Origin of the sequence: Pengzhenrongella sicca, assembly GCF_017569225.1 — a bacterium.
Taxonomy (GTDB): Bacteria; Actinomycetota; Actinomycetes; order Actinomycetales; family Cellulomonadaceae; genus Pengzhenrongella; species Pengzhenrongella sicca.
Genome location: NZ_CP071868.1, coordinates 3793756 through 3808805, shown reverse-complemented (window position 1 = coordinate 3808805; position 15050 = coordinate 3793756). Strand labels below are relative to the sequence as shown.

Sequence of the window (15050 nt, the reverse complement as noted above, 5' to 3'; positions counted from 1 at the left end):
CCGTTGCCTGACGTGCCGCCACGACGACCCGCGCTGAGAGTCGCTGTCATCCTCGATGACTTCTCCCGGCTCGCGTTTCGGTACGAGTGGGCGCAGGTAGAAATCACTCCGAACGACTGGCGTGAGTCGCTCGAGGCGGCGCCGATCGACCTGCTCTTCGTCGAGTCGGCGTGGGCAGGCAACCGCGGCGCTTGGAAGTACCATCTGACGGGGACGAGTGCCCCTCGGCCGGCTATTCGCGAGCTGCTGGAGTGGTGCCGCGCCCATGGCGTGCCCACGGTCTTCTGGAACAAGGAGGACCCGGCGCATTTCGAGGACTTCCTCGACGTGGCACGTCTCTTCGATCAGGTATTCACCACCGACGAGAACTGCCTGCCGGCGTACCGAGAGGCGCTCGGCCACGGCCGGGTCGACGTCCTCAGCTTCGCCGCCCAGCCCGCTATTCACAATCCGGTGCGATCCGGGGCCGGGCACCAGGCGCGCGACGTCGCCTTCGCCGGCATGTACTTCGGGCACAAGTTCCCGGAGCGCCGCGGGCAGCTCGACCTCCTCCTGGGCGCCGCGCTGCGCGCGAGCTCGCGGATGGACACGGGCCTCGAGATCTTCTCTCGCCAGCTCGGCGGCGACGCGACGTACCAGTTCCCGGCCCCGTTTGACGAGCGCGTCGTCGGGTCGCTCGACTATCCGCAGATGCTCTCGGCGTATCGGGCGTACAAGGTCTTCCTCAACGTGAACTCCGTGACGAGCTCGCCGAGCATGTGCGCGCGGCGGATCTTCGAGATCACGGCGAGCGGCACGCCGGTGGTCAGCACGCCGAGCGTAGCGATCGGCCGGTTCTTCCCGGAGGCCGAGGTGCCGCAGGTGGCCACACCGGACGACGCCGAGCACACCCTGCGGGCTCTGGTCCGCAGCCCCGAGCTGCGCGACCGCATGGTGCACCTCGCGCAGCGGCGGATCTGGTCCGAGCACACGTACGGGCATCGGGTCGGCACCGTGCTCGACGCTGTCGGGCTAGCCACCCCTCACGCACCGAGCCGGCCGAGCGTGTCAGCGCTCGTTTCCACTAACCGACCGGGCCAGCTGGACCACGTTCTGCGCACGGTCGGCGCGCAGACCAGCATCGACGTCGAGCTCGCGCTGCTGACCCATGGCTTCGAGCTACCCGATCAGGAGCTCCGCGCGCGGGCGCGCGAGGCGGGGGTGCACCACCTCGTCCTGCTGCACGCCGAGCCCAGCGTCTCGTTGGGGGAGTGCCTCAACCTGCTCGTCGGTGCCGCCAGCGGGGACCTCGTCGCCAAGATGGACGACGACGACCTGTACGGCGCCCAGTACCTCAGCGACCAGGCATACGCGCTCGCGTACAGCGGCGCGGAGGTGGTCGGCAAGCAGGCGCACTACCTGCGGCTCGAGGCGACGGACGCGACGCTCCTACGGTTCGCGGAGCGGGAGCACCGCTACACCGACTTCGTCGCCGGGCCCACGCTCTTGACGAGCCGTGCGTTAGCTGCGGCCCAGCCCTTTCCTCCCGTGTTCCGCGGTGAGGACTCCGGATTCCTCCAGGCGGTGGGCGCGTCCGGCGCCACGATCTACTCGGCCGATCGATTCAACTTTGTCCAGGTACGCAAGGCGAAGGCGACGGGTCACACCTGGGCAATTTCCGACTCCGAGATTCTCTCCTCCGGAGACGTGAAGCTCTTCGGATTCAGCAGTATTCACACGATGTTCTAGGGACGAGATATGGCGATAGCAAGCACCACGGTGGCAGTGATCGGGCTGGGCTACATCGGCCTGCCGACGGCCGCGATCCTCGCGACCCACGGCGCCGACGTGATCGGCGTCGACGTCAACGCCGACACGGTCGATGCCGTGAACCGCGGCGAGGTCCCGTTCGTCGAGCCCGACCTGTCCATCTCGGTCGCGGGCGCGGTGAAGCAGGGCCGGCTGCGGGCGGAGACGAAGACGCCCGAAGCCGACGTGTTCATCGTCGCCGTGCCTACTCCGTTCAAGGGGAACCACGCGGCGGACCTGTCCTACATCGACGCCGCCGCCGACGGCATCGCGCCGCGGCTGTCCGGCGGCGAGCTCGTGATCCTCGAGTCGACCTCCCCGCCGGGCACGACGCAGCACCTCGCCGACCGGATCCTCGAGCTCCGCCCGGACCTGAGCCTGAACGCCAGCGGCAAGCGCCCGATCGTGCACTTCGCGCACTGCCCCGAGCGCGTGCTCCCGGGCCGCATCATGATCGAGCTGGTCACGAACGACCGGATCGTCGGGGGCCTGACCCGCAAGGCCGCCGAGCAGGCGAAGGTGCTGTATGAGTCGTTCTGCAAGGGCGAGATCATGCTGACCGACGCGACGACGGCGGAGATGGCGAAGCTCGTCGAGAACTCCTACCGCGACGTGAACATCGCCTTCGCCAACGAGCTCTCCCTCATCAGCGCGAAGCTCGACATCGACGTCTGGGAGCTCATCGAGCTGGCGAACCACCACCCGCGCGTCAACATCCTGCAGCCCGGCCCCGGCGTCGGCGGCCACTGCATCGCCGTCGACCCGTGGTTCATCGTCTCGGCCGTCCCCGAGGAGGCGCGGCTCATCCGGACCGCCCGCGAGGTCAACGACAGCAAGCCCGAGCAGGTCATCGCCCGCGTCGTCGCCAAGGCCGCGCGCTTCAAGGAGCCCAACATCGCGGTGCTCGGGCTGGCCTTCAAGCCGGACATCGACGACCTGCGGGAGTCGCCGGCGTGCCGCATTCTGGCTCGGCTCTCCGACGAGCTGCCCGAGGCCCGGCTGGCCGCCGTGGAGCCGCACATCTCGGCATTGCCGAGCTCCCTAGAGGGCCGCGATAACGTTGTTCTCACCGAGTTCACGGCCGCGGTCGCGGATGCGGACATTGTCGTGCTCTTGGTCGATCACACTGTTTTCAAAGCAGCAGACAAGCGACGGCTACGTCTGCGCGAGAAGGTTGTCATCGACACACGAGGTGCATGGCGATAATTGCCGAAGGTAGAATTTCTGAGTCGATCTCAGCATCTTTCTCGGTGACGCGGACAACGTAGGTGAGTGAGGGACCAGTGAGTGAGGGACCAGTGAGTGAGGGGCCGATGCGCGCTCCGCGGGCAGGGCGTCGGCGAATGTTCGTTTATGGCAGTTGCGTCGCACGCGACGTCTTTGGCTATCTCGACGAGCAGGAGTTCGCACTCGGCCGCTACGTGGCCCGGCAATCGCTAGTCTCGGTGTATGCCCCGATCGGCGGGGCGCTCACAAGCGCCGACGACGCTCCAGCGGAGGTCGACATGGCAGCAGCACCGATTCCTTCCTTCGGCGCGAGGATGGTTGCGGAGGACCGATGCTCCTCCCTGCTCCCGGTGCTCGCGGAGGAGGCGCCGCGCCTCCATGCTCTGGTGTGGGACATCACGGACGAGCGCCTGGGCGTGTATCGGACCGCGGACGGCTACGTGACGCGCAGTGTCGAACTCATTGCCTCGGGGGCCGACGGCATTCTCGCGGCCGAGTATCCACTCGTCCCGTTCGCGTCGCCTGAGCACCTGAGGTTGTGGATCGCGGCGCTAGGCCGCTTCGTCACCGACCTCGCCACGCTAGGGCTACTTGATCGCACACTAATGCTCGCCGTTCCCTGGGCTGAGCACACCTCTGACGGTAATGCCACTCCCGCGAGCATGGGCACGCCGCCCGCCGCCGGCAACGCCGCCTTCGCGCCCTATTACGCGGCGGCACGCGAGCACGGCGTCTCGGTGTACGAGTTGCCAGCTGCGGCGGTGCGGTCCGACCCCGGCCATCGCTGGGGTGAGGCGCCGTTCCACTACGACGAGCGGGTGTACAGGACGATCGCTGCCGAGTTGCGCTCCCGCTTCGGCGTTCGGGAGCCTCTGCTGCCCGATCCCCAGTTCGCACGTCGATACGGGTGGGACAAGATCGTGGACCCTTGGCTCGACTCGATGCCAGTGCGAGCTGACCGCATACCGAGCGCATATCGGATCTGGCAGTCCGCTCGGCGCTATCTCCAAGCAGGGAATACGGAACGGGCGCTGCAGTGCGAGCAGCTCATCAAGCTGCTGCATAACTCCTACCTGTCAGCGGAGTGCGAACTGGGCTCACGCGTGGAGTTCGGGTACGGAGGCATCGGCTTGGTTGTACACAAACTCGCGGAGGTCGGCGACGACGTGACACTGGGGTCCGGGGTGACCCTCGGTGGCGCTTTCACTCCGACTCGCTACTCGGAGCGACATGGGCGAAGCCTGAACGTGCCGCGTATCGAGGAGGCTGCAGTGATTTCGACCGGCGCGAAGATTCTTGGTGGGGTGACCATCGGCGCGTTCGCCATCGTCGGCGCGAACAGTGTGGTGACTAAGGACGTCCCGCCTGGTGCCGTGGTCGCCGGCGCTCCGGCGCGCGTGCTTCGAACCCTCGATGCCGAGACCGTGCTGCGGAGCCGCAGCGCGTACCTTCCGCTGCGGCCTTTGAGTAATGACGACCTGGTCGCGCGGTTCTCCGCTCGCGTGCCGGCACCCGCCTGACGGCACGAATGCGCGGCACGCACAGACGCGCGCGTCGTCGGCGACTTTACGCCCGCCTCTGGTCAGTTCGGCCGATCGGCGCCTGGATAATCCGGCTCATCGCATTCGAGGGTGTAGTTGGGTCGGAAGCCACCGGTTTCCAGGAGACTGCGCGCGATGTAGTGGGCGCGAGATTCCGGAACCCCAGGGCTGAGCCGCGCAGGTGCTCGAGTCGGCCGTTGATCGCCTCGGTCGGCCCGTTGCTCGTGCCGGGTCGATCGAAGTAGGCGAGCACGTCGGCGGCACGCTTCTTCAGGGTTCGGCCGAGGGTGATGACCTCGCGCAGCGCGGCGGGAACGCCGGAGCTGACCGAGGCGATCAGCTGTTCCATCAGGGTTCGCCCGTGCTGGCGGTCGGGGTGGCGGTAGGCGGCGACCATCTGCTGGTAGACGCCCCAGGTGGCTTCGACCTCGACGTGCTCGTCGCCCGCGAACAGGGCCTCGATCCGCGCTCGTTGGCGGTCGGTGAGCAGGTCGACGCCGGTGTGCAAGGTGCGGCGAGCCCGGTAGAGCGGGTCGTCCTTGTGTCCGCGGTGACCGTGCAGGTCTTGTTGGACTCGGCGCCGGCACCGGTCCATCGCGTCCGCACCCAGACGCGCGACGTGGATGGGATCCATGACGGCGACCGCGTCGGGTAGCTCTTCGGCGGTGGCGGTCTTGAAGCCGGTGAACCCATCCATCGCGACGACCTCCACCCCCGCCCGCCAGGCCTCGGGGCGCTCGGCGAGCCAGGTCTTGAAGACCTGTTTGGAGCGGCCCGGCACCATGTCGAGCAACCGCGCGGTCCCGGTGCCGTCCCTGATCGGGGTGAGGTCGATGATGACGGTGACGAACTTGTCGCCGCGGCGGGTGTGGCGCCACACGTGCTCATCGACGCCGATCACGGCCACGCCGTTGAACCGGGTCGGGTCCTCGATGAGCCGGCGTTGTCCTTCGGCCAGGACCGCGTTGTTGGCCGTGTTCCACGACACCGCCAACGCCTCCGCGATCCGCGCGACCGTCAGATGCTGAACCACCAGTGCTTCCAACGCCCACCGGACCGCGCGCCGCGACAGCGTCGCCCGCGGCTCGGCCGCAGCGTCGGCGTCTTGGCGCCACACGCGTGCGCAGCCTGGGCACCGGTACCGGCGCAACCTGACCTCCAGCACGGTGGGGCGCCACCCGAACGGCTCGTGCGCGAGCCGGCGCACGAGCGAGTCGCGGGCAACGCCTTCGGCCCCGCACCGGCGACACCACTGGTCCTGCGCGGCGACCCGGCAGGACAGCACGGCGCGGTCGGGCTCGAGGCGTTGGCCGACGACGACGAGGCCGAGCTCGTCGACGCGGGTGAACGTGGTCAAGTCAGGGTCACCGAAGGTAGTTTCGAACACGTCGAGGTCTTCCGGCTGGGCTGTGTGAGAACTCCCATCCTCGGAAGGCCTCGACCTCTACCCAGACACCGACGCGCCGCCCGCGCTCACACCACCGCTAAACCGGCTCATCGCATTCGAGGGTGTAGTTGGGGTCGGAAGCCACCGGTTTCCAGGAGACTGCGCGCGATGTAGTGGGCGAGGTTCCGGAACCCCAGGGCTGAGCCGCGCAGGTGTTCGAGTCGGCCGTTGATCGCCTCCGTCGGCCCGTTGCTCGTGCCGGGTCTATCGAAGTAGGCCAGCACGTCGGCGGCTCGCTTCTTCAAGGTCCGTCCGAGGGTGATGACCTCGCGCAGCGCGGCGGGGACGCCGGAGCTGACCGAGGCGATCAGCTGTTCCATCAGGGTTCGCCCGTGCTGGCGGTCGGGGTGGCGGTAGGCAGCGACCATCTGCTGGTAGACGCCCCAGGTGGCTTCGACCTCGACGTGCTCGTCGGCCGCGAACAGGGCCTCGAGCCGGGCCCGCTGCCGGTCGGTGAGCAGGTCGACGCCGGTGTGCAGGGTGCGCCGCGCCCGGTAGAGCGGATCGTCCTTGTGCCCGCGGTGACCGTGCAGGTCTTGCTGGACCCGGCGCCGGCACCGGTCCATCGCGTCTGCACCCAGACGCGCGACGTGGAAGGGATCCATGACTGCGACGGCCTCGGGTAGCTCTTCGGCGGCGGCGGTCTTGAAGCCGGTGAACCCGTCCATCGCGACGACCTCCACCCGCGCCCGCCAGTCCTCGGGGCGCTCGGCGAGCCAGGTCTTGAAGACCTGTTTGGAGCGGCCCGGCACCATGTCGAGCAACCGCGCGGTCCCGGTGCCGTCCCTGATCGGGGTGAGGTCGATGATGACGGTGACGAACTTGTCGCCGCGGCGGGTGTGGCGCCACACGTGCTCATCGACGCCGATCACGGCCACGCCGTTGAACCGGGTCGGGTCCTCGATGAGCCGGCGTTGTCCTTCGGCCAGGACCGCGTTGTTGGCCGTGTTCCACGACACCGCCAACGCCTCCGCGATCCGCGCGACCGTCAGATGCTGGACCACCAGTGCTTCTAACGCCCACCGGACCGCGCGCCGGGACAGCTTCGCCCGGGGCTCGGCCGCAGCGTCGGCGTCTTGGCGCCACACGTGTGCGCAGCCTGGGCACCGGTACCGGCGCAGCCGGACTTCCAGCACGGTGGGGCGCCACCCGAACGGCTCGTGCGCGAGCCGGCGCACGAGCGAGTCCCGCGCAACGCCTTCGGCCCCGCACCGGCGACACCACTGGTCCTGCGCGGCGACCCGGCAGGACAGCACGGCGCGGTCGGGCTCGAGGCGTTGGCCGACGACGACGAGACCGAGCTCGTCGACGCGAGTGAACGTGGTCAAGTCAGGGTCACCGAAGGTAGTTTCGAACACGTCGAGGTCTTCCGGCTGGGCTGTGTGAGAACTCCCATCATCGGAAGGCCTCGACCTCTACCCAGACACCGACGCGCCGCCCGCGATCAGACCGCCGCTACACCCTCGATTGCGAAGAGCCGCTAAACCCTCGATTGCGAAGAGCCGATAATCCGTCTCGCAGGGCTAGCTTTCGTACTCCAAACGGTAGAGAGAAGAGTTGGGGTCGTCTTCATCAATTACGTCTAGGAACGTTTCGATGAAGCCTTCTAGGCGATCGCCCTGTACCAGGCTATAGCCATAGTTGGCGTGAGCAATCGTTGTGCCTACCTCTTTATGGTCCACTACGCATTCAGGTGGAACATAGATTGCAGGTGTCCCCGCGTCCACCGGGTGCCAGGCGTAACCCTGGCCGACATTGCGCTGACGTGGGCCGTGCATTATTCCTGGTGTCTCGGGATAGAGCCAGCCGATTTTGTGCTGCGTAGTCCCGTCGTGAACGATGTATGCGTCCGCGATACCCGCCAGCTGGATCGACTCCCAAAGCGGTAGCCCAACTGCCGCATAAAAGGTGCATTTCGGGGCTGTTTTGGATGCCTGGGCGGCGATGAGGCCCGTCGCGAGCCGTTCTGCATCCAGATGATGCTCTGCATCGAAGTCTGACACCGGGCTTCGCAAGGTGTCACCGAATTGTAGTGAGAGACCATCCAGAATGATGGCTGGTCTTTCGAACTTCGCCTCGAGTCGAGCGGCGACGAGAGCCCCGAGGTCAATAGCCTCGATGAGCGGAATGCTTCTTCTCCCTAGCATCCTGACTGACATCCAGAGGATAAAGTCGTGGTCTCCAGCCTTCACTCGATCAGCCATTCCAGAAGGTGCAGGACCACCGATCGGAACAAAGTTTCGCACCCGCGTCCGCGTGGCTTCCGTTACTACCATCAACGGCTTTTTGTTGCGCACTCCAACTGCCACTGGGATGATCGCGTCACCCGAGTATCGGAACCCACCACCGATATCCTCGGATATCGCTTGAAAATCTGCGACCTCGCCTAGTTCTGCGTAGAGTTCACTGGGGCTTCCGAGCGGGTGACGCTCCTGAATCACGGTCGCACGCAATCGACTTCCTGCGTGCGCGGACAGTTCGATCATCCGCTCGATCGCCGGGCACACCGAGAGGAGGACGTGTGCGAAGTTCGCGTGCCCCCGCACCAGGATTCGGGGTGAAGCCTCGTATGACTGCTGGTTGCGGACCGCCGATTCTCGGTCACTCACTTCGAGCGCCACGACCTGTCCGCGTACCCGCGAATCCGAGGCCTGGTCATCTTTCCAATATGTGCCAAGTTCCATCGAGAATACGCTCGCGATGGGATAACCGAGCGCGATGTTGTCCGAGATCGTCACATAATGTCGCAGGCCCGATGGGTCGATGAACACGAGCGACACAATTGTCCCGCGAACAACGGATCCGATGCATTTCAAGTTCCTTGAGGATACATCGCCGCTGACAAACACCTCCTGCCAAGTTCGCGAGTCGTCTGAGTTCAGCATGTTGATCAGCCCTAGCATGCTCTGGCGGCTCGTTTGCAACGTCATGAATTGAGCCTTGGCCTCTCTCGCGCTGGCGAGTGGTAGTGGTTGGCCGCGAGATCGTGGTGATTAGGTAGGACTGCCATCAGTGTCCTTCTTCATAAGAGGCAGACATGCTTGTCAGCACGAAACCGCCACGTTTGTTCGGAAGTCGGCCGTGGGCCGAAGTCACCGTTCGCCGAAGGTTCTCGACTACCCCTGGGCTCCGCCCGTCGGCGGCATATGTAATCACAGTGGTGAAGCGGACTGTCTCCCCAGACTCGACGAATGCGAGTGCGGGAGCGGGCACCTTGTCGCGGTACTTGCCGCTCAACCAGCCCTCGACAGGATTGGCCGAGCCCGTTGCAACGCGGACAGCTACGGGCGTTGCGCACTGGGCAATGCGCAAGGTCGCGCCTCGCGGGGTGCTAACGAGAACTACTGAGCCACCGCTTTGCACTTCCGTTCGTGCCCCCTCGGGGAGATGCCAACGTTGGAGCACCGTGTCCGCGCCGTGCAATCGGACACGGTCGTCCACAACGAGCGCTCCATCCTCTGGCATCCACAGCATGCTGCGGTGCCAGACCACGCCCTGCAGGCCAAGCACCTTAATTGTAGAATAGACATACGTGTCATTCGCCGCGAATGCGGTCATCTCAGCGGTAGCGCTTGAGTAATACTTTCGCCCTGGGACGTCAATCACGTTGTGCGATTGGCGGCCGCGGAAGTAGAGGCGGTCGTCGCCGGCCTCGTAGGCGTAGAGCCCCGAGTCGCGCAGCAGGCTTTCTCCAAGTGCGTCGAGCGTGATTGAGGCGGAGTCCTCGTGTCCGTGGACGGCCGTGGAACGCCCGGGCCCGAATCGCTGGGTAAGGAAGGCGTTCTCAGGGTCTTCGTCGAAGGTGGTCCACCGCCGGCGCGAGAAAAGGTAGCCGGCATCGTAGCGACGCGTCCGCTCCTCGGGGGCGAGCGTTCGCTCCCGCACCCAGTTCGCGCTGGTTCCAGGAACCGACGGCGCGCGGTGCTGCGTAGTGTCGCCAAGGAGCGCGTAGTCTCTGCTCGGCGATGTCGCGTGTGCGAGGAATTCAGGCATGAGAGCCAAGCGGGACCCCATCAAGTCTGTATCGGCCATGGCCGCCGCCTGGAGTCGGACGAACGCCTCGTGATACCAGCGATAGTTTCGGTACTGGTAATCGATGCACCCCTCGCGGCACACCCCATCTTGATCGATCGCCTCGTCAAACATCGTGACTATGCGGGCGGTAGCCAGATCGAGCCAATCCTGTCGATTCAGCAATTGGCCTGCGACGAGCAGCCCGAAGTCCTGATGCAGACCGTGGTTGCCGCGGTGCTCGTAGTTGTCTGGGTCGGCCAGGTGCTCGCCGTGCGTGCGCACGGCGCTGATCAGCCATGGAACTGGACCCAGGTGTTCGACGGCGAACGCGAGAACGACGGCTCGCAGCCCCACCGCCATGTCGAACCACGAGTAATCTGACGGAGGCGCGTCCTGGGGATTTAAGTCGATCCAGGATCGCAAGAGTTCGACATACCGACGCAGCAGATCGTCGTCGTTGCGCTCGACCCCCGCCTCGCGCAGCCGATCCAGCCAGACGAGACTGTGGAACTGGAAACGCCAGTTGGCGTCGCCGAGCGGGTCCTCCGACCAGGTCAAGATGCTGGGGATATCGACGTCTGGATGCGGGGTCAGCCCAAGCCGGCCCGACATCACCGCCCGGGCAACGTCGACGGCGGTCGGCTCCTCCATCGTGTAGGTGTGAAAGAGCTGCGCCGCGATGTCACGCTTGGTGCCGTGGGTCAAGATCGGCTCCCCGCCGTCCCCGGTCACGCGACGCTCAGCAGTCGGGCGCGCAACTCGCGGGCGAACGAAGCGGATACCCGTTGTGGGTCGAACTCGCGGATGTGCTCGGAAACCGCTGCGCGCGTGGCCTTAGTCGCGAGCCCCTCTGCGTCGGTCAGTGCGCGGGCCAGGGCTCCGGGTTCGCCCGGAGCGTACGCGAGGTGATCGCCGGAGCAGAGCGCATCGCGCAGGTTCGCTACGTCCGGGACGACGACTGGCAGGCCAAAAGTTTCGTAGAGCATGATCGCGCTACTGTTCAGCGCGCCCTCGTAAGTGGCTAGTCCGACGTCCGCGGCACGCATGAAGTACTGGACGTGCTCGGTTGGGATCTTGCGCGCAGCGATCAAGACGTCTGCATGGAGCGTGCATGCCTCGACGAACGCACGCGTGTTGGGATGCTCGTCGGGCGCGCCGGCCACGAGCAGCCGCAGTCGCCGAGAAGTGGTTCCCCGTGCCGCGTTGAACGCGGCCAAGAGTGACGCGAGCCCCTTGTACGGCTTGAGGGCGCCGAACAGCACCAGCACGAGTTCGTCTGGCTCGATGCCGAGAGTCGTCCGCGCTTCCTGCCGGGAGACGTTGTCGGGATAGCAGCCGCGATAGTTGGGGATCGGCGCGTAAACCACCTTCGCCGGATCGATCCGGGCAGTCTCTGCCACCAGGGGGACCGAGGACGGGGACATGAGGTGGATGACGTCGGCCGTGCCGCTCACCATGTGGCGCAACTCGATCTCGAGCTCCGGGAACAGGGTGTCGTGCGGTAGCACGTTGTGCACAGTCCACACCAGGCGGCCGCCGCGCGTGCTGTACGACTCGAGTTCGCGAGCAAACCGGTCTACGAGTTCGCGCCCCTCCTTCCGGTCGCGTGCCTTCGCCAGGACGAAGCTCAGCCAGTGCAGGTGTACCGCGACCGGAGCCATTGACACGATGTCCGCGAGCTGTCCGAAGTCCCACGGGTTCGTCACGGGGGTCACTGCGATGCCTTCGTTCGCAAACGAGCGGTAGAGCTGCATTTGATACGGGTTCCCGCGCGCGACCGGCGCCACTCCCAGAACGAGAGGTGCAGAGTGCTCAGCCTCAACTGCGCGCAGGGCACGCAGCGCCTCGGTGGTCGGGGAGCCTGGGCCGATCTTCCACGTTTCGAACTCGGCGATCATGCGGGGTCCTTCCGATCGTGGGCAGAGATACGTGCCGCTTCGAAGATCCTTCGGTAGCGAGGGCCGTTCATCGCCCACTGTCGTTCGGTGGTCACCCACTCGAGGCCGGCTCGCCCGAGGGATTCCGCCAGTTCCGGGTCGTCCCACAGCCGCGCGACGACCGACGCGAGGCCGTGGTGGTCTCCCGGTTCGAACGTCAGGCCCCTCGTCGGCGGGTTGACGATCTCCCGCAACGCGGGCAGGTTCGAGACCACGACCGGCTTCGCCAGCGCCATCGCCTCGAACGGCTTCAGTGGGGTCACGTAGCGCGCAGCGCGCTCATCGATACGCGGGACCACGAAGACGTCGATCAGCCCGTAGTAGTCGGGAACCAAGGTGTGGTCGACCGGACCGGCGAGCACAACTTGCCCGGCCACACCGAGCCGCTCAGCCGTCGCGCGGACGATTTCGGCGCGAGGCCCGCCGCCCACCAGCACACATCGGAAGTCCCGTCCTTCATCCCTCAGCACGCGGGCCGCGCGCACCATTGTCTCCTGCGATTCGCGATAGTGGTCCATGTTCGACACGTATCCGAACGTCGGCAGCTCGCCAATGCCGAGGTCGGCGGCGAGCACTGCCGAACGCGCCGTGGCATGAAAGTCGGCGATGTCCGCGCCGTTAGGCACCACGTGCAAGCGGGACGGGTCGGCACCGCGACTGACGAGCTCATCCCGCATCGCGACGCCGAGAGTGATGACGGCGTCGGCGCGCTCCATGCACATGCGCTCGACGGCCAGCCGCCGGAGGAACGTCTCGCCAGTGGCCTCCCACCGCGGCTCGCTCGTCCAATTGGCCTCGAAGAACGACCGCACCTCGTAGACCAGAGGCAGACCCGTCTTCTCTTGCAGAGCCAGGCCGACAAGGGCAGTCTCGTAGCCGCGCCGCCCGGAACTGACGTGGATCACGGCCGGCCGAATCTCCTGCACAGCACGGAATGCCGCCTGCGCGAACTCCTCGAGCCACACGTCGACGGGCAGCACATCCTGCATCGTTCCCGGGCCCAGGTCCAGGACTCGATGCTCGATTCCGTCGACATCGCCGACTGCCTCCACGTCGGTCACCCCGATCGAGCGCGGGAATCCCAGCTCGGTGACGACCACGGGATTCAGGCCAGCCGCCTTCTCCGCCAAGAAGTTTCGGTGACTGCGGGAGGTGAAGCCACTGGACAGGTAGGGGCGGCTCTCCTTGACCAGATGCATGATGGTCTCGTTGTCGACGGGCTCGATCCACACGCGTGGGCCGGGGATGCGCGGATACCACCCCGACAGCTCCCTCACCCGGCCCTCGATTCGGCGAACCGCTACCGGGCTCGTGTGCTCCAACTTCTCGATGCGGCGCGTGGTGGCGAGAACCGACGTGACGGCGCCCCGCTTGATCTGTACCTGGCGAAACAGCGCAAGGTAGTGCTTGTTGCCACCGTGGCGGGGGAGCAGCGCTCGGGCCAGGACGTACGCGCGGTCGTGCTCGCCGCGCGCGACAAGGTCGCGGACCGGCTTCTCCCCGCTCAGTGGCGACGAGACTGCCGGCACCGAGGCGCGGAGCTTGGCCAACGCCTCCATCCGCGCGGCGCGCTCGCTCTTGAACACGATCCACAGCACGGTGCGCACGAAGGCCAAGCCGGTGAGCGTGCCGCTGCGCAGGCGTTGCCTGGCCGATGCGAGCCGCTCGGGCCTACCCGGACCCGGCGGCCTGCCGGTGATCAGCGTCTCGGCCGCCCCGATCGCCTCCAGCGACGCCTCAGAGGCGCGTTGACCGGCCTTCGCGAGTCGGCCGACCTCGTCGTGGAACACGAGCAACTGCTCAAGGGCGAGGTTGAGCTGTTCGGCCAGAGGCAGGTAGTCCGGCGCCTGATCGACCCGGTCCCCGGCCTGGGCCGCTTCCTCGACCTCGCGAAAGATGCGGCTCATCGGGCATCGTTCGCATGGGTGGCCCCGGCAGCCTGGAAATCCGCTATCCGCTCACCCAATCCAAAGAACTGCCCGATCCCAGCGACTGCCCGGGCAGCGGCGAGTCCATCGCCGTAGGGATTCACCGCATTCGCCATCGCGGAGTAGTGCGCCCTGTCGTGCAGCAGTCGAGTCACCTCGTCGACTATGCGTTCCTCGTCGGTACCGATGAGCTTGACTGTTCCGGCGTCGGCAGCCTCGGGCCGCTCGGTGTTCTCCCGCATCACGAGTACAGGTTTCCCGAGACTCGGAGCTTCCTCCTGAACGCCACCGGAGTCGGTGAGAACGACTGTCGAGACGCTCAGGAGGTGCGTGAACTCGCCATAGGCAAGCGGCTCGGTCACCAGGACATTGGTGAGTCCGTCGAGGTAGGGCAGAACCGCCTCGCGAACGACGGGGTTGCGGTGAATCGGAAGGACTACGACGAGCTCAGGCTCGGATCGTGCAATCCGCGCGAGAGCCCTACCAATCCCGTTCATCGCTTCGCCCCAGTTCTCGCGGCGGTGCGTGGTCACGAGCAGGATCTGCCGGCCCGATCGCGAGAGATCCTCGAGCTTGGGGTCGGCGAACGGCAACTTCTTGTTGACCGTCCCGAGGAGCGCGTCGATCACAGTGTTCCCGGTGACCGCGACACTTGCCGCAATCACGCCTTCACGCAGAAGGTTCGACCTGCTCACCGGGGTAGGCGCCAGATGCAGCGCCGCGATCTGGGAAGTGATCTTGCGGTTTGCCTCCTCAGGGAACGGTGAGGTGATGTCGTGGGAGCGCAGGCCCGCCTCGAGGTGGATGACTGGGATCTGGCGGTAGAACGCGGCGAGGGCAGCTGCCGTCGACGTCGTTGTATCTCCCTGGACCAAGACGGCATCGGGCCGGACCGCCTCGAGGATGGGATCGAGTCCCTCGAGAATCCGGCTAGTGATCTGCGCCAAGGTCTGTCCGTGCTTCATGATGTCGAGGTCATAGTCGGGCTTGATCCCGAAGATCTCGTTGACCTCGTCGAGCATCTCCCGGTGCTGACCCGTCACGACGGTGACACTGCGCAGCACTGCGCTTTCCTCGAGCGCCAAGATCACGGGAGCGACCTTGATTGCTTCGGGACGTGTGCCGTAGACGGTCATGACGAGCGGCTTCATCGGGTCTCCTGGTAGTG

Annotated in this window: 9 protein-coding genes and 1 pseudogene; 3 read left to right on the top strand and 7 right to left on the bottom strand. The window is 66.1% G+C overall.

The window, feature by feature from the left end; genetic code table 11:
• Nucleotides 1–12: 12 nt before the first annotated feature.
• The 3 genes from J4E96_RS17400 to J4E96_RS20345 all read left to right on the top strand — a co-directional run bounded on the left by J4E96_RS17400 (nt 13) and on the right by J4E96_RS20345 (nt 4535).
• Nucleotides 13–1728, top strand: coding sequence for a glycosyltransferase family protein (locus J4E96_RS17400; protein ID WP_227423304.1), 1716 nt, complete (start codon nt 13–15; stop codon nt 1726–1728).
• Between the two features lie 9 nt (nt 1729–1737).
• Complete coding sequence (wecC, locus tag J4E96_RS17395) at nt 1738–2994, top strand: UDP-N-acetyl-D-mannosamine dehydrogenase (RefSeq protein WP_227423303.1); 1257 nt, start codon at nt 1738–1740, stop codon at nt 2992–2994.
• Between the two features lie 137 nt (nt 2995–3131).
• Nucleotides 3132–4535 carry a DUF6270 domain-containing protein gene (locus J4E96_RS20345; protein ID WP_319637702.1) on the top strand — a complete coding sequence of 468 codons (1404 nt, stop codon included), beginning with the start codon at nt 3132–3134 and terminating at the stop codon, nt 4533–4535.
• Between the two features lie 96 nt (nt 4536–4631).
• On the opposite strand, the pseudogene J4E96_RS17380 reads toward J4E96_RS20345, so the two are convergent.
• From J4E96_RS17380 to wecB, 7 genes and pseudogenes are all read right to left on the bottom strand, one after another.
• Nucleotides 4632–5943 (bottom strand): annotated as a pseudogene (locus tag J4E96_RS17380) (ISL3 family transposase).
• Between the two features lie 107 nt (nt 5944–6050).
• Complete coding sequence (locus J4E96_RS17375; RefSeq protein WP_227423302.1) at nt 6051–7361, bottom strand: ISL3 family transposase; 1311 nt, start codon at nt 7359–7361, stop codon at nt 6051–6053.
• Between the two features lie 165 nt (nt 7362–7526).
• Entirely contained in the window at nt 7527–8933 is a 1407-nt protein-coding gene (locus tag J4E96_RS17370) for a hypothetical protein (RefSeq protein ID WP_227423301.1), read from the bottom strand.
• 79 nt (nt 8934–9012) lie between these two features.
• Entirely contained in the window at nt 9013–10722 is a 1710-nt protein-coding gene (locus J4E96_RS17365; protein ID WP_227423300.1) for a heparinase II/III domain-containing protein, read from the bottom strand.
• A 23-nt stretch (nt 10723–10745) separates the two neighbouring features.
• Nucleotides 10746–11915, bottom strand: a complete 1170-nt coding sequence (locus tag J4E96_RS17360; RefSeq protein WP_227423299.1) for a glycosyltransferase — start codon at nt 11913–11915, stop codon at nt 10746–10748.
• Entirely contained in the window at nt 11912–13861 is a 1950-nt protein-coding gene (locus J4E96_RS17355; protein WP_227423298.1) for a glycosyltransferase, read from the bottom strand. The genes J4E96_RS17360 and J4E96_RS17355 overlap by 4 nt, the downstream gene beginning before the upstream one ends.
• Nucleotides 13858–15033: a non-hydrolyzing UDP-N-acetylglucosamine 2-epimerase gene (wecB, locus tag J4E96_RS17350; protein WP_227423297.1), complete on the bottom strand. Its 1176-nt coding sequence runs from the start codon at nt 15031–15033 to the stop codon at nt 13858–13860. The genes J4E96_RS17355 and wecB overlap by 4 nt, the downstream gene beginning before the upstream one ends.
• Between the last annotated feature and the right edge of the window lie 17 nt (nt 15034–15050).